This window comes from Streptomyces gobiensis (assembly GCF_021216675.1).
In the GTDB taxonomy this organism is placed as follows: Bacteria; Actinomycetota; Actinomycetes; order Streptomycetales; family Streptomycetaceae; genus Streptomyces; species Streptomyces gobiensis.
The window spans coordinates 987,355-1,007,988 of record NZ_CP086120.1; the positions used below are offsets into that span (position 1 = coordinate 987,355).

The following is a 20,634-nucleotide window of genomic DNA, read 5'->3' on the forward strand; positions in this document are numbered from 1 at the left end:
GCGCCGGGGCGGGGGCTTCCCCCGTCTCACCCCTTCCCGGCTGCACCGATCTGCGGCTCCGCCGCGTGGCGGGGCTTGCGCCCGGCTGCGGGGTGCCGGGGGTGGGTTTCCCCGTATCCCGCCCCTTCCCGGAAACCGGGGCTCGCGCCCCGGGCCCCGGGGTTGGCCCGGTGCGGGACGGTGGCCGGTGTTGTGCCCACCCGTGCCGCCCCTCGGGCGGCCCGAGTGCCCACAACACTCGGGGCCACCATCCAGACCTGCCCCAACGTGTCGGCCGACCCCGTAGCGGGGTTCCGCTGTCGGCGGGGTGTCGGTTGGTTGTCGGTGGTGGGTGAGACAGTTGGTGACATGACGCGACAGAATGCCGTAGAAGTACGCGGACTGGTCAAGCACTTCGGTGCTACCAGGGCCGTCGACGGGGTGGACCTCACGGTAAAGGAAGGCACTGTCCTTGGTGTGCTCGGGCCGAATGGCGCGGGCAAGACCACTCTCGTCCGTTGTCTGTCCACGCTGCTGGTGCCCGACGCGGGTACCGCCACCGTGGCGGGATATGACGTAGTGCGCCAGCCACGCGCGCTGCGCCGCACCATAGGTCTGACCGGGCAGTACGCCTCGGTCGATGAGAAGCTGTCCGGCTGGGAGAACCTGTACATGATCGGGCGGCTGCTCGATCTGCCCCGGGCCGCCGCGCGCCGTCGCGCGGATGATCTGCTGGAGCGGTTCTCGCTGAACGAGGCCGCGAAGAAGCCCGCCGCCCAGTACTCCGGCGGGATGCGCCGCCGCCTCGACCTGGCCGCCTCCATGATCGGCGACCCGCAGGTGCTCTACCTGGATGAGCCGACCACCGGCCTGGACCCGCGTACCCGTAACGAGGTGTGGGACGAGGTCAAGCGGATGGCCTCAGAGGGCACCACGGTCCTGCTCACCACGCAGTACATGGAGGAGGCCGAGCAGCTCGCCAACGAGCTGACGGTCATCGACCGCGGCAAGGTCATCGCCGAGGGCCAGATCCATGAGCTGAAGGCGAAGGTCGGCGGTCGCACCCTGCAGATCCGTCCCACCGACGCCGGTGAGCTGCACCGGATGGTCGGCGCCATCGCGCAGGCCGGTCTGGACGGGATCGCCGGGGCGACCGCGGATGAGGCGGACGGGGTGGTGAACGTGCCGATCGTCAGCGATGAACAGCTCACCGCGGTGGTCAGCCTGCTCGGTGAGCGCGGCTTCGCGCTGGCCGGGATCAACACCCATATGCCCAGTCTGGACGAGGTCTTCCTGGCCATCACCGGCCAGAAGGCCACCCACCAGGAAGTGGCCGGAAACGACAAGGAACTTGAGGAGGTCGCGGCATGAGCGCGGCAACGGCCACTGCTCCGGCGCCGGTCAAGCCGGGGGCCGATGAGGGGCGGATAGGGCTGCGGGGGAATCTGCGGCACATCGGCGCGCTGGTCCGACGGCACGCCCTGCAGATCAAGCAGGACCCAGAGTCGATGATGGACGCGCTGCTGATGCCGGTCATCTTCACCCTGCTGTTTGTGTTCGTCTTCGGCGGCGCGATCGGCGGCGGGGGCATGGAGGGCGGCCGGGAGAATTACGTGCAGTATCTGATGCCCGGGATGATGGCCATGATGGGCATGAACATCGCCATGGCGGTGGGCACCGGCATCAACGAGGACTTCCGCAAGGGGGTGATGGACCGCTTCCGGTCCATGCCCATCGCCCGCTCCTCGGTGCTGGTCGCCAAGGTTGTGGTGGAGATCGGCCGGATGCTGATCGCCATCACCGTGCTGCTGACCGTCGGTTTCCTGGTCGGCCTGGACATCCATGGCCGCTGGCTGGAGATGTTCGCGGCGATCGGTCTGACGGCGCTCTTCGGTGCCTCACTGGTGTGGATCTTCATGCTGCTGGGGCTCACCATGCGCACCGCGCAGGCCGTCCAGGGTGTGTCCTTTCTGGTGCTGATGCCACTGCAGTTCGGCTCCTCGGTCTTCGTGCCGGTCAAGACCATGCCGGGATGGCTGGAGACCTTTACCAGCGTCAATCCGCTGACTCATGTGGCGGACGCCTCCCGGGGGTTGATGACCGGGTATGGGGCGGTCGCCCAGCCCGCGATGTGGACCGTGATCTGGGCCGTCGGGCTGACCGCGGTCATGGCCCCGGTGGCGATCGCGAAGTTCCGTAAGAAGGCCTGAGACCGGGCTCAGATGAGGGCGGCGGCCTCTGTCATGGAGAGCTCGCCGCCCTCGGCGTATGCCCGCTCGTACGCCGCGTCGCCCAGCGCCGCCCGTGTCGCCCGCTCCGCCCGCTCCCGGGACTCCCGCAGCATGGCGGGCTGATACCAGTGAGGCGGGTACAGCCTGCCGAACGCGCCGAGCAGGCGCGCGGCGTCCGGCGCCCGGTCGAGGGCGCACACCGCCTCGGCGGTCATGGCCAGATAGCTGATCGCCAGCTCCGGCACGATCATCTCGCCGAGCTGGTCCCGGGTCTCCTCGATCGCTGTCCGAAACCTGGTGCGCGCCGTCTCCGGCCTGCCCTCCAGCGTCTCCAGCCAGCCGAACAGCCCCTCGACCATGCCGAGGAAGAGCCGTGCCGCCCCCTTGCCGAAGTCTGTCACCAGCGCGTCGAGTTGCTCCCGGCACTCGGCCAGCCGTCCGGTGCGTCCCAGCCACGTCGTGAGGTGGAGCCGGGCGAGGGGGACGGCGTCGGTGGTGAGCCGCTCGCTCTCGGCCAGCGTCTCGCGCAGCAGCCGCTCGCCCGCCTCGCCCTGCCCGGACTCCACCAGCGCACCGCCCAGCCGGGCACGCAGCATCGACACCTGGGACTGTGCGCCCAGCCCCTCGGCGATGCGGATGCCCCGCCGGGTGTCCTCGATGGCGCCGGCCAGATCGCCGCGGCGTTCGCGCATTTCACCCCGGCTGGACAGTGCCTCGGCCATACCCCAGCCATTGTCGAGCCGGGTGAAGATCTCCAGGCTTTCGTCGGCGTCCCGGATCGCCTGCGTCTGCCGGTGCGGGATATCGCCCCGCAGCCGGGAACGCATCTGAAGCGCGTAGCCCAGCTCCCAGTCGTATCCGAGTTCCCGGCACGTCGTCACCGTGGCGTCCATGAGCTCTGGCAGCCGGGTGAACTCACCGAGCAGTACGCAGGCGTAGAACCAGACCAGTCCGGGGTTGCGGCATGTCTGCGGCTGGCCTGGCCGGTAGCTGTCGACGATGCCGCGCAGCAGCTCCCTGGTCTCCGGCTCGGTCGCCGCGTCCAGGGAGAACGGCTCGGCTACCGCGAGCTCGACCATGCGCACCCCGCGCCGGGCCTCCCACAGCTGTTCCGGGTCCATGGGCGGCGGCGCGTCCGTGCAGCCCTCGGCGAGCGGGGGCGCGGGGATGACGGGCGGTTCAAAGGGGTTCGGGCCCAGCGCGGCGGCGGCCCGGCACCAGGTACGGGCGTCGGTACGGTGGTCGCGCAGCTGCCAGAACCAGCTCATGGACAGGGCCAGACACAGCGCCTCGTGCTCATCCCGGGCGTCGAGGGCATGACGCAGCGCGGTGCGGATGTTGTCGTGCTCGCTCTCCAGCCGGTCCAGATGGCGACGCTGCTCGGGGCCGCGCAGCAACGCGTCGGTGGTGCGGGCGAGTTCCCGGTAGGTGACCAGGTGCCGCTGCTCGACGGTGGACCGCTCCCCCGCCTCCGCGAGGCGCTCGGCCGCGTATTCGCCGACGGTCTCCAGCAGCCGGTAACGCATCCCGTTGCCGGGGGTGGGGGCTGCGACCACCAGCGACTTGTCGACAAGCGAGCCGAGCAGCGCGGTCACATCGCGCGGGTCAACGCCGTCGCCGGAGCAGACCGCCTCCGCCTGCGCCAGCTCGCAGCCGCCCGAGAAGACCGACAGCCTGCGCAGCACTGCCCGTTCCGGGGCGTCGAGCAGTTCCCAGGACCAGTCGACGACCGCGCGCAGGGTCTGCTGCCGGGGCAGCGCGGTCCGGCTGCCGCTGGTCAGCAGCCGGAAGCGGTTGTCCAGGCGGTCGGCGAGCTGGCGTGGGGTGAGGGCACGCAGCCGGGCGGCGGCCAGTTCGATGGCGAGTGGGAGGCCGTCCAGCCTACGGCAGATCTCCGCGCAGGCCGCTGGGTCCTGGTCGGTGCGGAAGCCGGGGCGGGTGACCGCGCCCCGTTCTTCCAGCAGCCGCAGCGCAACCGGGTCCGGCAGCGGATCCACCACCAGGGCGGACTCACCCGGCACACCCAGCGGTTCTCGGCTGGTGGCGAGCACGGTGACCTGCGGGCATTCGGTGAGCAGCTTCTCCACGAGCCGCGCCGCCGCGTCGATGACATGCTCGCAGTTGTCCAGCAGGAGCAGCATGCGCTGGTGGGCACAGCGCTCGGCGAGCTGGGCGAGCGGATCCAGCGCGTGCGGGTCGGTGGCCGCGCGCAGCCCCTCGGCGGTGGTGCCGCGGATGACGGTCTCCCGGCCGCCGAGCGCGGTGAGAACGGTCTCGGCGACGGTGTCCGGGTCCCGGGTGGGCGCGAGTTCGGCCAGCCATACGCCATCGGGCCACTGGCCGGCGACCGCGTCGGCGGCCTCCTGGGAGAGCCGGGTCTTGCCGGCCCCGCCCGGCCCGAGCAGGGTGACCAGCCGGTATCGGCCGAGTTCGGTGCGGATCTCGGCCAGCTCCTCCTCGCGGCCGACAAAGGACGTCAGCCGCGCCCGGAGGTTCCCGGCCGCCCGTGCGGGTGCCGCTGCGGGCGCTGGTGCGGGTGCCGGTGCGGGCGCCTGCTGTGGCGGTGGCTCCGGCGGGAGCAGCAACTCCGCGTGCAGGGCGCGTAGTTCGACCCCGGGGTCGGCGCCGAGCAGCTCAACGATTTCGGCCCGTACGGTCTCGTACGCGGCCAGCGCCTCGGCGGTCCGTCCGGCGTCACGCAGCGCCCGCATCCGCAGCGCCTGCAGCGGCTCGTCCAGTGGATGCTCAGCGCACAGCTCCGCCAGTTCGGCCAGCACCGACTCGGGCCGCCCCAGCGCCAGTTGGGCCTCGGCGCGCCCCCGCCGTACCTCCAGTTGCCGTGCCTCGGCCCGTACGGCCGCCGGTCCGCCACCGTCCGGCAGATCGGCGAAGGCGGGCCCGCGCCACAGCGCCAGCGCCCCCTCCAGCAGTCGCGCGGCCTGCCCGGCGTCCCCGTCCGCCAGGGCGCGTGCGCCGTCGTCCGCCAGCCGTGCGAAGCGGGCGGCGTCCACCTCGTCCGGCCCGGCGCACAGCCGGTAGCCGTCGTGCTCGGAGGCGATGGCTTCCCGGCCCAGCAACCGGCGCAGCCGCCCGATCAGCGCCTGCAGGGCGCCCGTGGCATCGGCGGGCGGGTCGCCCTGCGCCCACACCTCACCGACCAGCGTGTCCGCCCGGACCGTACGCCCCTGGGCCATCGCGAGCGCGGTCAGCAGGGCACGCAGCCGCGCCCCGCCGAGCGGCACGGTGGTGCCGTCGTCGCGGAGCACCTGCGTCGTTCCGAGGATCCGATAGCGGTAGCCCACCCGCCCATTGTCTCCTCGGGACACCCGGCTCACCTGGCCAGGTACGGTCAGGGCCCATGACCACCGCTTTGGCGCAGCACCGGATAAGTCCCGTCTTCCTCGGACTGGTGGCGATCATGGGGGCATCGGGCTGGGCGGTCTGGCGGGACGCCCCGCCACTGGCCGGCCTGTGGGTGTTCTTGTTCATCGTCTCGGCCTGGATCGTCTCGCTCTGTCTGCATGAGTACGCACACGCCCGTGCCGCGCTGCACAGCGGGGATCTCTCCGTGGGCGCGAAGGGCTACCTGACGTTCAACCCGCTGAAGTACACCCATGCTCTGCTGAGCATCGTGCTGCCCGTCCTCTTTGTCATCATGGGCGGGATCGGGCTGCCGGGCGGCGCGGTGTTCATCGAGCGTCACCGGATCCAGGGCCGGGTGAAGCACAGCCTGATCTCGGCCGCCGGGCCGCTGACAAACGCGGCGCTGGCGGTGGCGCTGACCGCGCCCTTCTGGCTGGACGCGCTGGACGGCGTACCGACGGCTTTCCGCTTCTCCCTGGCCTTCCTGGCGATGCTGCAGGTGACGGCGGCGATCCTGAACTTTCTGCCGGTGCCGGGGCTGGATGGCTACGGGGTGCTGGAACCGTGGCTTTCCCAGGGTGCGCGACGGCAGCTGGAGCCCTTCGCGCCGTTCGGTCTGATCGCGGTCTTCGGCTGTCTGTGGATCCCGGAGATCAGCCAGTTCTTCTGGAACGGCATCCACACGCTGATGGCGTCGCTGGGCGTCCCGCAGTGGGATGTCTCCTACGGGCTGGAGTTCTTCCGCTTCTGGGAGGGCGAGCCGGTCGTCACTTCTCAGTGACGCACTGGGACGCGGCGGCCTTGTCCGCCTTCGCCTTGCTCCAGTAGAACCAGGCCATATTCGAGGCGACGCCCAGCATCAGGATCCAGACGATCCCCAGCCAGCTCCCCTTGGAGAAGGAGACCACGGCGGCGGCGAGAGAGAGCGCACAGACGAGCAGGGCGTAGAGGGCGATACGGGGCATGAGGGCGGGCTCCAGATCGGGGCTTGCGGATACGGGGCCATTGTCCCCCATGCCCCTGGCGGTCAGATGTCGGTGAGGCGGACTCCGGCGTGTGCCCGGTAGCGGCGGTTGACCGAGATCAGATTGGCCACCAGCGACTCGACCTGGTGGGCATTGCGCAGCCGTCCGGAGAACACCCCGCGCATCCCCGGGATACGGCCCGCGAGCGCCTGGACGATCTCACAGTCGGCCCGCGCCTCACCGAGCACCATGACATCGGTGTCGATCTTCTCAATCGCCGGGTCCTGCAGCAGCACGGCCGACAGATGGTGGAAGGCGGCCGTCACCCGGGACTCCGGCAGCAGCGCGGCTGCCTGCTCGGCGGCGCTGCCCTCCGCGGGCTTCAGCGCGTAGGCGCCCTTCTTGTCGAAGCCCAGCGGGTTGACGCAGTCGACCACCAGCTTCCCGGCGAGCTCCGCCCGCAGCCCCTCCAGGGTCTTGGCGTGCCCGTCCCACGGCACCGCCACGATCACCACATCGCTGCGCCGGGCACACTCACTGTTGCCGGCGCCCTCGACACCGTGGCCCAGCTCGTCAGCGGCGGTCTGTGCCCGCTCAGCGGCCCGCGATCCGATGATCACCTTCTGCCCCGCCTTGGCGAGCCGGTAGGCGAGACCGCGCCCCTGATCACCGGTGCCACCGAGCACACCGACAACGAGCTCGGAGACATCCGGAAGGTCCCAGGGATCCTTCCTGGGTGCGGGCTGTGCGGGCTGTGCGGGGTGTCCGGGCTGTGCGGGCTTGGGTGCAGGAGAAGTCATACGGCAGATCCTGCCAGTACCTGGGAGCAGCCGCGTTACTGGGGAGTAGTGTCACGCCTCACGCCGCGCCGCACGGCTGGTATGAGCTGATGAACCGCAAGCCCGCCCGACCTGCGCACCGGCGCAAGCTACCCGCAGGTTTACGCCACCCGCACCACCCCGGTGCGGCAGGATGGTGGGGCATGGATGCTGTACGGGTGGCACTGTTGCGAGAAGTGCTCGCCGGGACCGAGTGGTTGCAGGCCACTCGGCGGTTTGCTGGGGCTTTGCGGGCCTCCCTGACGCCGCATGGTGGCGGGCTGCTGCTGGTGGGCAGCGAGAGCTATGAGCCGTGGCATCTGGCGGCGCACCTGGATGACGAGGCCGCCTGGTCCGGGCTGCCGGAGCTGTCGCCGACGCTGGTACGGCACCATGTCCCGGCCGCCGCACCGGCGCAGCTCTCCGTCGGGCTCGGGCGGATCGAGGCGGCCCGGCGTGGTGAGACGCTGCTCGTCGTCGCCCCGGACCGGCCGGGCGCGGCGCTGCTGGAACGGGTGCACGGTGCCCGTCGGGTGGGGGCCACCGTCTTCGCCATGGACGGCGGGCAGCCGGACGCCGGCGAGCTGCATGACATCGCGCACGACGCGCTCACCGCGGACAGCACCGGGCTGGATCTCGATATGGTCCAGCATCTCGTCAGCGCCGCCGCCGGAGAGAACAGCTCCCCTGTCCCACGCCCGCGATCCCGGCGCCGCTTCCGGGACCGGCTCTCCCGGCTCGCCGATCAGCTCACCGCGCCACCGCCGACTCGCTGGTAGGCCAGTCGCTCTTAATCCAGTTGCCCGGGCACGGTGTGGCGACTGATCATGGTTTTTCGTGTCCTCTCCGCTGCGCAACGTGCTGCCCGATCTGTCCCCATGGCGCTCCTCGCGCGACTTCCGGCTGATGTGGTGGGCCGGGGCAATCACCGTCTTCGGCAGCTTCCTCACCTTTGTGGCGCTGCCGCTCCAGCTCAAGGAGCTGACCGGCTCACCGTTAGCGGTCGGGGTGATCGGCGCGGTGGAGCTGGTCCCGCTGATCGTCTTCGGGCTGTACGGCGGTGCGCTCGCGGACGCCGTCGACCGGCGGAAGCTGATCATCTGGACCGAGGTGGCGCTGGGCGGCACGGCTCTGCTCCTGTTGACCAACACCCTCCTGGCCAGCCCGCTGATCTGGCCGCTGTACGCGGCTGCCGCGCTGACCAGCGCGCTCACCGGGCTGCAGCGTCCGGCGCTGACCGCGATCGTGCCGCGGATTGTCCCGCACGAGCAGCTGGCGGCGGCAGCCGCGCTGAACTCGGCGCGCTGGCAGATCGGCGCCATCGCGGGTCCCTCGGCCGCCGGGCTGGTGATCGTCTACGCCGGGCTGGAGGTGGCGTACGCGCTCGATGTCCTGACCTTCGCCGTCTCCGTGCTGCTGGCCTGGCAGCTGCGCCCCTGCCCCGCCGCCCATGACGCCGGGAAGCCCTCGCTGCGCGGTATCGCGGAGGGCGCCGTCTACGCCTGGCGGCGCAAAGAGCTGCTGGGCACCTATGTCGTCGATGTGGCGGCGATGTTCTTCGCCCTGCCCATCGCCGTCTTCCCGTTCCTCGCCGATCAGCTGGACGCTCCCTGGGCGCTGGGCCTGATGTACGCCGCCCTCCCGCTCGGCAGCGCCCTCGTCAGCGTGACCAGTGGCTGGACCAGCCGGGTCCAGCGGCACGGCCGGGCGGTCGTCGTCGGTGCGGCCGGTACGGGTGTGGCCATCGCCGCCGCGGGGCTGGCCGGCAATATCTGGCTGGTGCTGCTCTCGCTGACCGTCGCAGGCGGCTTCGACATGGTCAGCGGCATCTTCCGGTCCGCCATGTGGAATCAGACCATCCCCGATGAGCTACGGGGACGGCTGGCCGGGATCGAGCTGCTTTCGTACACCGGCGGCCCCCAGCTCGGCCATGTCCGGGCGGGCGGTATGGCGGCGCTCACCTCCGTCCGTACCTCGATGTGGATCGGAGGCCTGACATGTGTGGCGGCGGTCGGCCTGCTGGCCGTATGCCTGCCGAGGCTGATGGCTTATGACGCCCGCACCAATGAGCACGCCCGGCGGATGCGGGAGCAGAAGGCCGCTCAGTCGTGACGGGTGTCCCCCTCCCCGCCCCCGTTCCCCTCCGCCTGTTCCTGATCACGCCAGCGTGGATCGTTCTGCCACTCCCGGTTGCGCTCCCGCGCGATCTCCATCGCGTGCGCGGCCTCCTCCCGGCTGGCATACGGTCCGAAACGGTCCAGCGCCCGGCACTCAGGCCCTTCCTCGACGGTCTTGTGCTTGAGGCAGTAGTACCACTCGCCCGGCTTACCGACGGTCTTGCGCTTGAAGAGACCCATGCCGTCATGCTGCCCCAGTGGCCGGTTCCCTACCACGGTTAGACTCGCGCACATGTCTGGCCAGTCTCTTCTCGTCCCCGGCACGCTGTCCCCGATGCGTACCGTGCCCGCCTCGATCCCGCGTCCCGAGTATGTCGGCAAAGAGTCCCCGACCCCCTACACCGGGCCGGAGGTGCAGGACGCCGAGACCATCGAGAAGATGCGGATCGCGGGCCGTATCGCCGCCCGGGCGCTGGCGGAAGCCGCCAAGCACATCGCGCCGGGCATCACCACCGACAAGCTGGATGAGGTCGCGCACGCGTATATGTGTGACCACGGCGCCTACCCGTCGACGCTCGGCTACCGGAAGTACCCCAAGTCACTGTGCAGCTCGGTCAACGAGGTCATCTGCCACGGCATCCCCGACTCCACGGTGCTGCGCGACGGCGACATCGTGAACCTGGATGTCACCGCGTATATCCACGGGGTGCACGGCGACAACAACGCCACGTATCTGTGCGGCGAGGTGAAGGAGGAGTCCCAGCTGCTGGTCGAGCGGACCCGGGAGGCGTTGAACCGTGCCATCAAGGCGGTACGGCCAGGGCGCCAGATCAACATCATCGGCCGGGTCATCGAGTCCTACGCCAGGCGCTTCGGCTACGGCGTCGTCCGTGACTTCACCGGGCACGGCATCAATACGTCCTTCCACTCCGGTCTGATCGTCCCGCACTACGACGATGAGCGGGCCACCACCGTGATGCAGCCGGGGATGACCTTCACGATCGAGCCCATGCTGACCCTGGGCACCTATGAGTGGGACATGTGGGAGGACGGCTGGACGGTCGTGACGAGGGACCGCAAGCGCACCGCGCAGTTTGAGCACACGCTCGTGGTGACGGAGTCAGGAGCGGAAATTCTCACGCTGCCCTGACACCTCTGTGATTGCTTTCGCGTTTTTACGGCTTCACGACGGGCGTCGGGATAGGCTGATTTTGCCGACAGGGTGTCGGCAAGGGATTGACTTAGGTAAGCCTAAGTAGGAAGATCGGTGGTACGCAAGCACCTCGCTGCTGCCCTCCCTTCACACTGGTCTCCGGAGGCCCGCCTTGGCCGCGTCCGACACAACCCCGTTCTCCACGCTGATCCGCACCGCCTCACATGAGCAGCACACGGAGGCGGAGAACTCGTCGTTCATGGGCGATCTGCTCGGCGGCAAGCTGGGCGTGGCGGCGTACAAGCGCTATACCGAGCAACTGTGGTTCATCTACCGCGCATTGGAGGAGTCAGCAGGCCGCCTCGTGGACGACCCGGTCGCCGGACCCTTCATCCGCTCCGACCTGTTCCGTGTCGCCTCCCTGGAGCGTGATCTGACCCACCTGCACGGCGGCACGGACTGGGCCGTAGGCCTCAAGCCCCTAGCGGCCACAGCCGACTACGCCACCCGGATCACCGAGGTCGCCCTCGACTGGCCGGGCGGCTATGTGGCCCACCACTACACCCGCTATCTCGGTGACCTCTCCGGCGGCCAGATCATCCGCGGTACGGCGGAGAAGACCTGGGGTTTCGAGCGCAAGGGCGACGGCGTCCGGTTCTATGTCTTCGAGGACATCGCCAACCCGGCCGCCTTCAAGCGCGAATACCGTGCGCTGCTGGACGCCATCCCGGCCGACGACCTGGAGAAGCAGCGCATCGTCGATGAGTGCAAGCGCGCTTTCGCGCTGAACACCGCGGTCTTCGAGGACTTGGGCGGGCAGTTCTCCATCAGCGCCTGACCCGGGCCACCCGACCGCCGATCTCGAGCGGGGGCTTACGCCCCCAGACCCCCGAGGTGTTGTGGGCACTCTCCCCCAGCTAACTCCCCCAGCTAACGCTGGGGGTGCCCCCAGGAGGTGTCCCCAGCCCCGCGAGGGGCGTGGGCCCGCCCTGCTACGCACCCACCCACCCACACCAGCCACGACGCTCCGGCCAACCCCAAGGCGGAGCTCGCGACGCTTGGTGGGCACAACACCCGGCCACCGGCCCGCACCAGGCCACCCCGGGGCCCGGGGCAAAGCCCCGATTGCCGGGAAGGGGAGGGCATAGGGGAAACCCGCCCCCGACACCCCCGCGGCCGGGGGCGGAGCCCCGCCACGCGGCGGAGCCGCATATGGGTACGGCCGGGAGGGGAGGGACCGGCAAACCCCGGGGTTTGGGGAGCGATCCTCCCCGTAACGGTGGTCGGCTGGTGCTCCCCGTTCGTCAGTCACCCGGGCCCGGTAAGGTGCGGACCTGCGAATGTGGATTCGGGGGCCTCGGGGAGGGCACGGGCATGAAAGCGCGAGTGCTGGCAGCGGCGGGAGTCGCCATGGCGCTGGCCGCGACGCTGTCGGGCTGTATGACGGTGCACGGCGAGACGGCGATCGTGCCGGCGACAAGCAAGGCCGAGGCCAAGAAGGTCCTCAAGGACTTCGTCACGGTCACCAACAAGGCCAACCAGGCCTACGACGCCAAACTCAACGCCACCATCGAACGGGACGCCCTGGGCGATATCGACCAGGCCGGGCTGAAGGCACGGCATGCGATCACCCCTGAGGGTGACGAGGAATACCAGCCGCTGAAGCTGACCAGCACTCAGTTCCATATCCCCCAGCAGGCGGGCTGGCCGAAGTTCTTCGTGGTCGACGCGGCCAGCAACAAGGCGAGCGAGAAACGCTGGATGCTGGTCTTCGCCCGGGACAGCATCGACGACAAGTGGAAAGCGGCCTATCTGGGGCTGCTGAACCCGGACGATGTACCGGACCTGGCCAAGGACGAGGACGGCTACGCCAAGGCCGTACCGAACGGCGGCGGGGCTGACCTGCTCATCGCGCCGGACAAGCTGAGCAAGGCGTACACCACCTACCTCCAGGACGGCAAGGGCAGCACCTTCGCCGATGGCCCGCAGACCACGGAGTGGCGCGAGAGGCGGGAGAAGTGGGCCAACCGGCCCGCGGCTCGTAATGAGTGGGCGGACCTGCCAGCCGACTCCGAGCAGTACCCGCCGATGGGGCTGTACACCGAGGACGGCGACGCGCTGGTCTTCTTCGCCTCGCACCACCACACCAAGCAGACCGTGGCCGAGGGGTATACACCGAAGGTCGACCCGCTGGTCGAGCCGCTGATGAAGGGCGAGGCGAAGCGGTCGCTGACCCAGATGCTCATGGGTCAGCAGGTGGTCAGTGTTCCGGCTGCGGACGCCGACGAGGATCAGGTCGGCTTTCTGGACCGGCAGAGTGGGGTCGTCTCCGCGGAGGGTGAGTAGGGCCCGGCGGTGGGTTGCCCCGCGCGGCTGCGGGGGCGCCGGGGGTGGGTGTCCCCGTATCCCTCCCCCAGCTACCTCCCCCAGACTCCGTCTGGGGGAGGTGCCCCCAGGAGGTGCCCCCACCCTCCCGGAAACCGGGGCTTCGCCCCGCGGCCCCAGGGGTGGCCGGGTGCGGGCCGGTGGCCCCGGTGTTGTGCCCACCAAGCGTCGCGAGCTCTGTTGCGGGGTGGGCCGGAGCGTCGTGGCTGGTGTGGGTGGGTGGTTGCGTAGCAGGGTGGGCCCACGCCCCTCGCGGGGCTGGGGGCACCTCCCAGCGGTAGCTGGGGGAGAGTGCCCACAACACTCGGCGGGGCGGTGCCCACAACGTTTCTAGCGGGCTGGCCAGGGGGCTGGGTCGTGGTCTGGTTTCTCGTCGGCGTAGGCGGCGCACGCGTCGGTCAGCGCCTCCAGCAGGGTCAGTGGGTCGGGCAGTGGCCGTTCCGGGGCCCGCACCCAGCTGACGTCAAGGGGCACCTCGCCCAGCAGCTGGGCCGGGGGCACCAGGACATAGCTGCCCCGGCAGTGCCAGCGCAGGCCAGGGTGCTCGTCCATGGTCTCCGGATGGCAGTCCAGTTCACAGGGCCACCACTCGTCCTCGTCCGCCGGGGTGCCGCGGGTGGCGGTGAAGAAGAGCATCCGGTCATGACCGGAGAGGGCGACCGGGCCCACCTCGATGGCTGCGGTCTCCAGCCGTTCCAGTGCGGCACGCCCCGCTTCGGCGGGGACGTCCAGCACATCGTGGGCGAGACCGGTGGCGGTGATGAAGTTCGCCTGCGGGCGGTTACGGGCCCAGCGCTCGATCTGCTCGGGGTCGGTGCTGGCCTGGGTCTGCCAGGCGAAGGAGAGGGGATGGCGCCCGGGAGTGGGACAGCCGATCCGCTCACAGGAGCAGCCGTACCCCTCCGGATGGGCCGCCGGGGCCAGCGGGAAGCCCGCGGCGGCCGAGGCCAGCAGCAGATTCTCGCGCACGCGGGCGGCATCCTCCGCCGCACCGCCGCCGGCGCTCCTGGAGCGTCGGCGCAACCACTGGGAGAACCTGCTTTCGCGTTCCATCAATCGCCTCACTCCAGACCGGGACCATGGACTGACTCGAGGGTACGAAACCCCGGGGCCGTACCCGGCCGGAATCCACGGATCACGGATGACTGTCCCCTATCCTGCTCCTCCTCCGACCGGAATGGGTAAGCGGGGGGTGGTTCGGGAGCCAACTGCCAATCCGGCGAAGGTAACCCGGACGGCGGTATCAACGCGTATATCGGATAAGTCCCGCCTAGCGTGTACCCATGCTCCCCCAGGCCGTATCGGTCCCCCTGATCGCCCTGTCACTGACGACCTCGGTGCTGACGGCGCCCACCACCATGACTCCGGTGACGGTGGACACACTGCCCGGGCTTGTCTACACCGCACACCGCGGCGGCGCGCTGGAGGTCCCCGAGAACAGCATGGCCGGGCTGACCGAAGCTCATAACCGTGGCTCGGTCTCAGTGATCGACTTCGACACCCGGATGCTGAGCGACGGCACGGTGGTCGTGATGCACGACGCCACCCTGGAACGTACGACCGATGCCACCGGTGCGGTCCGGGAGCTGAACCGGGCGGACTGGGAGAACGTCCGGCTGATCCCGCCCCCCGAGCTGGGCGGCGGCTGGGAGCCGGAGCGCCCGCCGACAGCCGCTGAGGTACTGGACCGTCTGGGCGGCAAGACGGTGCTGATGCTGGAGGTCAAGGACCCGGACAGCCTGCCCCAGGTGGCGGAGCTCATCCGCGAGCGGGATCTGACGAGCTCCGTCTACGTCCAGACGAAGGATCCGGAGGTCGCCGCGCGGGCCCACCGGATGGGGCTGTTGACGGGGCTGTGGCGGTCCGCGCGCCAGCTTCGCGGGGACCGCCCGGCGCGCTGGGCGAAGACCGTGGACATGCTGCATGTCCAGCACACCGCCCGGGCCAAGGACATCCGGCGTGCGGTGCGCTCCGGTATCCCCCAGGTGTGGGGCTTCACCGTGGACACCGCACAGGACCGGGACCGGCTGCTGGCACTCGGCTGCAACGGCATCATCACGGACGCACCGGGGCTACTGGTCAGCTCCTTGGGCGCAGTCCGTTGAGCACCAGGTCGACCAGGGTGTCGGTGAACTCATAGCTGAGCTCTCCCGAACGCATCAGCCAGCGCTGGGCGAACGGGCTGAGGATCATGTCGACAGCGACCCGCAGATCGATGTCCGGGGAGATCTCCCCGGCCTTCTGCGCGGCCTGGAGCCGCTTCTTGTACAGCGCGATCCCGGGCTCCGTCAGCCGTTCGACAAACTGCCGGGAGAGCTCGGCATCGGCCGCACCGGCCACGGCCAGCGCCCGGTAAGGCGCCTCGAAGGCGGCATCGTTGAACTCGTCGACGGTGGCCCGCAGCACGTTCTTGAGGTCGGTCGCCACATCCCCGGTGTCCGGGATGCCGTCCTGGTACTCGGGATCCTCGACCACCGAGGTGAAGGCGTCCAGCAGTACGGCGGCCTTCGAGGGCCACCAGCGGTAGATCGTCTGCTTGCCCACGCCCGCACGGGCGGCGATCGCTTCAATGGTCAGCTTGTTGTAGCCGACCTCACCGACCAGCTCCATGCTGGCGTCGAGGATCGCACGGCGGGAGCGCTCGCTGCGGCGGGAGGCGTCGGGGGCCTGTGTCCGTGTCTGTGTCCGTGTCTGTGTCCGGGGTGTCCGTGTCGTGGCCATGGTCTGAATCTAGCAAGCTTTGAGACGAGACGAACCGTCTTGACAAGACGAACCGTCTCGCCTCATGCTGGGTGCCGTCAGCGAACGAGACGGAACTCTTCGAGGAGGCGGACCACATGAGCAAGGGACGTGCCGGAAACATGCTGGGCGTCGGGGGAACGCGGTCCCATCTCTCCCGCAAGGCGATACACGGCGGGAGCAGCGGGAGCGGTGGGCGCGGCGGCGGTCGCGGTGGCCGCGGGCCCGGGGGCGGCACCGACCCGATGGCCCAGAAACGGGAACTCCTGCGGAAGCTCCAGGAGTCACGGGAGTGATGCGCACGGCGCATCACCCGTACGGACCACTGCGATTTGGCTCCTCGCGGAGGACTATGTGCACACCAGTGCACGGCGACCCCGTGAGGAGCTTTCGTTGTACGCAGCCCGTCGCTATCTGATGTGCCCCCCGGAGCACTTCCGCGTCACGTACTCCATCAACCCCTGGATGGACCCCGACAAGCCGGTGGATCTCCCGCTCGCCATCGCGCAGTGGGAGGATCTGCGCGACCGCTACCGCTCGCTCGGCCATACGGTCGAGGAGCTGGAGCCGCGGCCGGAGCTGCCCGACATGGTCTATGCCGCCAATGGCGCCACCGTCGTCGACGGCCGGGTCCTGGGCGCGCGTTTCGCGCACGCAGAGCGGGCGAGCGAGGCGGCGGCGCATCGCGACTGGTACCGCGCACACGGCTATACGGAGATCCGCAAGCCGGATCACATCAACGAAGGAGAGGGTGACTTCGCCGCCACCGCGTCCTGGCTGCTGGCCGGACGCGGGTTCCGCAGCAGCCCGCTGTCGCACCCGGAAGCGCAGGAGTTCTTCGGCCGTCCGGTGATCGGTCTCGATCTGGTCGATCCGCGCTATTACCACCTGGACACGGCGCTGTGTGTGCTCGACGGGGACGACATCATGTACTACCCGCCCGCGTTCTCGGCGGGCAGCCGGGCTGTCCTTGCCCGGCTCTTCCCGGACGCGCTGATCGCTGAGGAGGCGGATGCGCTGGCGCTGGGCCTCAACTCGGTGAGCGACGGCCACCATGTGCTGTTGCCGCAGGCTGCGGCGGGGTTGTTCGGGCCGTTGCGGGGGCGGGGGTATGAGCCGGTTCCGGTTGATCTGACGGAGCTGTTGAAGGGGGGCGGCAGTGTGAAGTGCTGCACCGCCGAGCTACGGCCCTCGCCCCAGCCCTGACGGGCTGGGTACCCCTTCCGGCTGTACCGGGGTTTGCGCCTGTGCTGTGGGTGGGTTTCCCCAATTCCCGCCCCTTCCCGGAAACCGGGGCTTCGCCCCGGGCCCCGGGGGTGGCCGGGTGCGGGCCGGTGGCCCCGGTGTTGTGCCCACCAAGCGTCGCGAGCTCCGCCCCGGGGTGGGCCGGAGCGTCGTGGCTGGGGTGGGTGGGTGGTTGCGTAGCAGGGCGGGCCTACGCCCCTCGCGGGGCTGCGAGTGCCCACAACACTCGGGTTAGGGCCAGGGGGCGCCCCAGGGGGTGGTTCGGGCGGGGCGGTACTGGGGGCGGTTTCGCTTGGTGATGGTGGAGCGCCGCAGGCCGTCGTCGGCCGTGCAGAGGTCAAGGAGCACCTGGCCCTTGCGGATCTGGGGTTTGCGGACGACGCGTGACTCGGCGGGGGTGGCAGCCGTACGCACATCACCGCGGACGGCCGCCACGTAGCTGAACTTCTCGTCCTCGTAGGCCAGCGAGCCCCCCTTCACCTGCCGGTGAAGGGAGGAGCGGCTGACCCGGGCCGCGAAGTGGCACCAGTCCTCGCCGGGGACGATCGGGCACGCCCCGCTGTGCGGGCACGGCGCCAGCACCCGGAAACCGGCGTCCATGAGCTGATCGCGTGCCGCGCGGATCCGCAGGTAGCCGTCCGGGGTGCCCGGCTCGATCAGCGTCACCGCCTGTCCGGCACGGGCGGCGGCGGTCACGGCGGCGCGGCGGTCGGCCTCGGTGAGCTCGCCGAGGACGTAGGAGACGGTGATCAGCTCCGTGGCTGGCAGATCCAGGGCTGAGCTGATCCGCTCGCGCCGCCACTCCGTATCCGGCAGCACCCCGCGGGCCAGCTCACGGCCGAGCGACAGCGCGGGCTCGGCCCAGTCCAGTACGGTGCTCCGCCGCCCGCCCGGCGCCTGCCCCCAGGTCGCCGCCACCGCCCAGGCCGCCGCGCCGGTGCCGCCGCCGACATCCAGGTGGCTGGCCGGGGTCCAGCCCGGCATACGGTCCGCGAGGGCACCCAGCGCGGCGGTGACCGCCTCGAAGGTGGCGGGCATCCGATAGGCCGCGTACGCCACCACATCCGCACGGTCCCGCAGCACGGGAGCATCGGTCGGGGTTGTGCCCCGGTAGCTGGCGATCAGCCGGTCCACCGCGGCGGTGGCCTGCCGGGGCGGCAATCCGTCGAGGAGGGCGGCGAGGGCCCTGCGGAGTTCTTCGTCCATCACCCGGACAGTTTAGTTTCGGATTAGTTTCGGATCAGTTTCGGATTGCCCGGGCCAGACGCGTCGCCGCCGCCGCACGCGGACCGTTGTCCGGGTACAGCGGGCGGACCGGGTGGACCATGTTGGCCAGCAGGATCAGGAACGTATCCGTGGCGCGGTCAAGGACCAGGCTGGTGCCGGTGAAGCCGGTGTGGCCCGCGGCGCCGCGCCCGGCCAGTTCGCCCATGAACCAGGGCTGGTCGACGCCGAATCCGAGCCCCGGTGGATCCAGCAGCAGGGCGACGGACTCCGGGGTGAGGACGCGGGCGTCGCCATAGGCGCCGCCGCTGAGCAGGGTGCTGCACAGGATGGCGAGGTCCTGGGCGGTGGAGAACAGCCCGGCGTGACCCGCGACACCGCCCAGGGCGTGGGCGTTCTCGTCGTGTACGACGCCGCGCAGTCTGCCCCGGTTGGCCTTGGCCCACGGCCGCCGCTGGTCCTCGGTCGCGGCGGCGTCGGGGACCGGTCCATAGCGGGTGGCCGTCATGCCGAGCGGCCCGGTGACACCGTCCGCCACCAGTGCGTCCAGGCCGTCTCCGGTGATCCGCTCCAGCACCTGCTGAAGGGCGAGGAGGTTGAGGTCGGAGTAGCGGTAGGTGGTGTCCGTGAGCGGCGGCTCCGCCCACAGCAGCTCAAGGCCATGGCCCTCGTAGAAGGGCAGGCCCGGGCGCAGCCCGGAGGTGTGGGTGAGCAGCTGCCGTACGGTGATGGCGTCCTTCCCCGCGGCGCCGAACTCCGGTACGTACGCGGCGGCTTCCCGGTCCAGCTCCAGCGTTCCGCGCTCAAGGTGCTGGACGGCCACGATCGCCGTGAAGAGTTTCGTCAGCGAGGCCAGGTCGAAGGGGGTGTCCACCCGCATCGGCACCGGGTCGGCCGACTCCCACCGCACCGCCCATCCAGTGGCGTGCTCGACGACGATGTACGGGCCGCGTCCGGCCAGCACGACCGCGCCGCCGCACCAGCCGCGCTCGGGCAGTGCGTCGATGTCCCGGACGAGCGCGGCCAGCTCCTCCGGGTCCAGGCCCGCCTGCCCCGGCGTGCCCCTGCTCAGCCGCCGTCTCAGCCGCGCGGGCGCCATGGCCGGCACATCCCCGTAAAGCAGACGGCGGCGAGCAGCACCGTAGTGAGCTGGACGACCGCCATCGGCACGGCCGTCCGCTCGCCCGCGATACCGACCAGCGGTGAGGCCAGCGCGCCGACGAGGAACTGTGCGGTGCCCAGCAGCGCGGAGGCCGAACCCGCCGCGTGCGGGGCACGCATCAGCCCGAGCGAGTTGGCGTTGGGCATCACCAGCGCCATCCCGGACATCAGCACAAAGAGCCCGGTGGCGACCGGGAGGAGACCGACCGGGCCGAAAACGCCCGAGGTCATCAGCAGCAGGGCGAGGGCCGCCGCCCCGATGACGCACAGCCCAAGGCCCAGCACCCGGTCGAGCTTCACCCGGCCGACGAGCACCTTGCCGTTGAGCTGACCGACGGCCACCAGGCCCATGGAGTTGGCCATGAAGACCAGGCTGAAGGTCTGCGGGGAGGCTCCGTAGATCTCCTGTACGACAAAGGGCGAGGCGGCGACGTAGGCGAAGAGCGCGGCGAAGGTCAGGGCGCCCGTGAGGAGATAGCCGGTGAAGATCCGGTCGGCGAAGAGGCCGCGCATGGTGCGCAGTGCCTCCGGGATGCCGCCGCTGTGCCGGTCGGCGGGGGCCAGGGTCTCGGGGAGCCAGCGGAAAGTGATCAGCGTCAGCAGCAGGCCGGTCCCGGCGAGGACGAGGAAGATGCCGCGCCAGTCGGTGAAGCGCAGCACCTGGCCCCCCAGTACGGGCGCGAGGACCGGGGCGGCGCCGGAGATCAGCATCAGGGTGGAGAAGAAGCGGGCCATCGCGAGACCGTCGAACAGATCGCGGACCACGGCGCGGGCGATCACTATCCCGGCGGCTCCGGCGAGTCCCTGGAGCAGCCGGAAGGCGGTAAGCGTCTCGATGGTGGGTGCGAACGCGCAGGCGGTACTGGCCGCCACATACCCGGTCATGCCGATGAGCAGCGGTCGGCGGCGGCCGAACTGGTCGCTCATCGGGCCGACGATGAGCTGCCCGATGGCCAGTCCGAGCAGGCATGTGGTGAGGGTGAGCTGGACCTGGGCGGCGGGGCTGCTCAGCGCGCCGCTGACCTCCGGGAGCGAGGGGAGGTACATGTCCATGGACAGCGGGGGAAGTGCGGTGAGGCTGCCAAGGATGAGGGTGAGCAGCAGACCGGCCTGCTGCCGGCGGGTCAGCAGCGGCGTCGGCGCGGGCGCGGGAACGGGCGGAGCGGCCGGGGATGGCGGGCCGGGTTCGGTCATGCACCTCTCCAGGAGATTGTTGACGGCTGACGCATTCTCCCAGGGACCGCGGTCCCGGCC

The 20,634-nt window shown here is 70.3% G+C and carries 20 protein-coding genes; 11 read left to right on the plus strand and 9 right to left on the minus strand.

Going from position 1 to position 20,634, the window contains the following annotated elements; genetic code table 11:
* Positions 1-348: 348 nt before the first annotated feature.
* The gene (locus tag test1122_RS04565) at positions 349-1,350 is read left to right on the plus strand and encodes an ATP-binding cassette domain-containing protein (RefSeq protein WP_232267865.1); all 1,002 of its coding nucleotides are present in this window, start codon (positions 349-351) and stop codon (positions 1,348-1,350) included.
* Positions 1,347-2,189, plus strand: a complete 843-nt coding sequence (locus test1122_RS04570) for an ABC transporter permease (protein WP_232267866.1) — start codon at positions 1,347-1,349, stop codon at positions 2,187-2,189. The genes test1122_RS04565 and test1122_RS04570 overlap by 4 nt, the downstream gene beginning before the upstream one ends.
* 8 nt (positions 2,190-2,197) lie before the next feature.
* On the opposite strand, the gene test1122_RS04575 is transcribed toward test1122_RS04570, so the two are convergent.
* Positions 2,198-5,512 (minus strand): ATP-binding protein, encoded by a 3,315-nt coding sequence (locus tag test1122_RS04575; RefSeq protein ID WP_232267867.1) that lies wholly within the window; start codon positions 5,510-5,512, stop codon positions 2,198-2,200.
* Between the two features lie 56 nt (positions 5,513-5,568).
* On the opposite strand from test1122_RS04575, the gene test1122_RS04580 reads away from it, so the two are divergent.
* Complete coding sequence (locus test1122_RS04580) at positions 5,569-6,354, plus strand: site-2 protease family protein (protein WP_232267868.1); 786 nt, start codon at positions 5,569-5,571, stop codon at positions 6,352-6,354.
* Here the strand turns inward: test1122_RS04580 and test1122_RS04585 are convergent.
* Together test1122_RS04585 and npdG are read right to left on the minus strand one after the other, a co-directional pair.
* The gene (locus test1122_RS04585; RefSeq protein ID WP_232267869.1) at positions 6,341-6,589 is read right to left on the minus strand and encodes a hypothetical protein; all 249 of its coding nucleotides are present in this window, start codon (positions 6,587-6,589) and stop codon (positions 6,341-6,343) included. The genes test1122_RS04580 and test1122_RS04585 overlap by 14 nt on opposite strands.
* Positions 6,590-6,600: 11 nt before the next feature.
* Positions 6,601-7,338: an NADPH-dependent F420 reductase gene (gene npdG / locus test1122_RS04590; protein WP_232267870.1), complete on the minus strand. Its 738-nt coding sequence runs from the start codon at positions 7,336-7,338 to the stop codon at positions 6,601-6,603.
* 182 nt (positions 7,339-7,520) lie between these two features.
* On the opposite strand from npdG, the gene test1122_RS04595 reads away from it, so the two are divergent.
* Complete coding sequence (locus tag test1122_RS04595) at positions 7,521-8,135, plus strand: hypothetical protein (RefSeq protein WP_232267871.1); 615 nt, start codon at positions 7,521-7,523, stop codon at positions 8,133-8,135.
* Positions 8,136-8,262: 127 nt separating this feature from the next.
* Complete coding sequence (locus test1122_RS04600; RefSeq protein ID WP_232271761.1) at positions 8,263-9,468, plus strand: MFS transporter; 1,206 nt, start codon at positions 8,263-8,265, stop codon at positions 9,466-9,468.
* On the opposite strand, the gene test1122_RS04605 is transcribed toward test1122_RS04600, so the two are convergent.
* On the minus strand, positions 9,459-9,713 hold the full coding sequence (locus test1122_RS04605; RefSeq protein WP_232267872.1) for a hypothetical protein: 255 nt from the start codon (positions 9,711-9,713) through the stop codon (positions 9,459-9,461). The genes test1122_RS04600 and test1122_RS04605 overlap by 10 nt on opposite strands.
* A 52-nt stretch (positions 9,714-9,765) precedes the next feature.
* Between test1122_RS04605 and map the strand changes: the two genes are divergently transcribed.
* The 3 genes from map (at position 9,766) to test1122_RS04620 (ending at position 12,972) form a co-directional block, all read left to right on the plus strand.
* The gene (map, locus tag test1122_RS04610) at positions 9,766-10,623 is read left to right on the plus strand and encodes a type I methionyl aminopeptidase (protein ID WP_232267873.1); all 858 of its coding nucleotides are present in this window, start codon (positions 9,766-9,768) and stop codon (positions 10,621-10,623) included.
* Between the two features lie 175 nt (positions 10,624-10,798).
* Positions 10,799-11,464 (plus strand): biliverdin-producing heme oxygenase, encoded by a 666-nt coding sequence (locus tag test1122_RS04615; RefSeq protein WP_232267874.1) that lies wholly within the window; start codon positions 10,799-10,801, stop codon positions 11,462-11,464.
* 536 nt (positions 11,465-12,000) lie between these two features.
* Positions 12,001-12,972, plus strand: coding sequence for an SCO2278 family lipoprotein (locus tag test1122_RS04620; protein ID WP_232267875.1), 972 nt, complete (start codon positions 12,001-12,003; stop codon positions 12,970-12,972).
* A gap of 369 nt (positions 12,973-13,341) precedes the next feature.
* Here test1122_RS04620 and test1122_RS04625 read toward each other — a convergent pair whose 3' ends face one another.
* The gene (locus tag test1122_RS04625; protein WP_232267876.1) at positions 13,342-14,064 is read right to left on the minus strand and encodes a bifunctional DNA primase/polymerase; all 723 of its coding nucleotides are present in this window, start codon (positions 14,062-14,064) and stop codon (positions 13,342-13,344) included.
* Positions 14,065-14,294: 230 nt separating this feature from the next.
* Here test1122_RS04625 and test1122_RS04630 point away from each other — a divergent pair, with 230 nt between their 5' ends.
* Positions 14,295-15,116: a glycerophosphodiester phosphodiesterase gene (locus test1122_RS04630; protein WP_232267877.1), complete on the plus strand. Its 822-nt coding sequence runs from the start codon at positions 14,295-14,297 to the stop codon at positions 15,114-15,116.
* Here the strand turns inward: test1122_RS04630 and test1122_RS04635 are convergent.
* Positions 15,091-15,732: a TetR/AcrR family transcriptional regulator gene (locus test1122_RS04635; protein WP_232267878.1), complete on the minus strand. Its 642-nt coding sequence runs from the start codon at positions 15,730-15,732 to the stop codon at positions 15,091-15,093. The genes test1122_RS04630 and test1122_RS04635 overlap by 26 nt on opposite strands.
* 116 nt (positions 15,733-15,848) lie before the next feature.
* Here test1122_RS04635 and test1122_RS04640 point away from each other — a divergent pair, with 116 nt between their 5' ends.
* Together test1122_RS04640 and ddaH are read left to right on the plus strand one after the other, a co-directional pair.
* Positions 15,849-16,046, plus strand: a complete 198-nt coding sequence (locus test1122_RS04640; RefSeq protein WP_232267879.1) for a DUF6243 family protein — start codon at positions 15,849-15,851, stop codon at positions 16,044-16,046.
* A 97-nt stretch (positions 16,047-16,143) separates the two neighbouring features.
* Positions 16,144-16,956, plus strand: a complete 813-nt coding sequence (ddaH, locus tag test1122_RS04645; protein ID WP_338423510.1) for a dimethylargininase — start codon at positions 16,144-16,146, stop codon at positions 16,954-16,956.
* Positions 16,957-17,226: 270 nt separating this feature from the next.
* Here ddaH and test1122_RS04650 read toward each other — a convergent pair whose 3' ends face one another.
* From test1122_RS04650 to test1122_RS04660, 3 genes are read right to left on the minus strand one after another with little or no spacing between them, the layout of a single operon-like run.
* The gene (locus test1122_RS04650) at positions 17,227-18,201 is read right to left on the minus strand and encodes a small ribosomal subunit Rsm22 family protein (RefSeq protein ID WP_232267880.1); all 975 of its coding nucleotides are present in this window, start codon (positions 18,199-18,201) and stop codon (positions 17,227-17,229) included.
* 34 nt (positions 18,202-18,235) lie between these two features.
* A complete protein-coding gene (locus test1122_RS04655) occupies positions 18,236-19,318 on the minus strand; it encodes a serine hydrolase domain-containing protein (protein WP_232267881.1) in 1,083 nt (360 codons plus the stop codon).
* Positions 19,300-20,574, minus strand: coding sequence for a multidrug effflux MFS transporter (locus test1122_RS04660; RefSeq protein ID WP_232267882.1), 1,275 nt, complete (start codon positions 20,572-20,574; stop codon positions 19,300-19,302). Before test1122_RS04660 ends, test1122_RS04655 begins: the two co-directional genes overlap by 19 nt.
* Positions 20,575-20,634 lie beyond the last annotated feature (60 nt).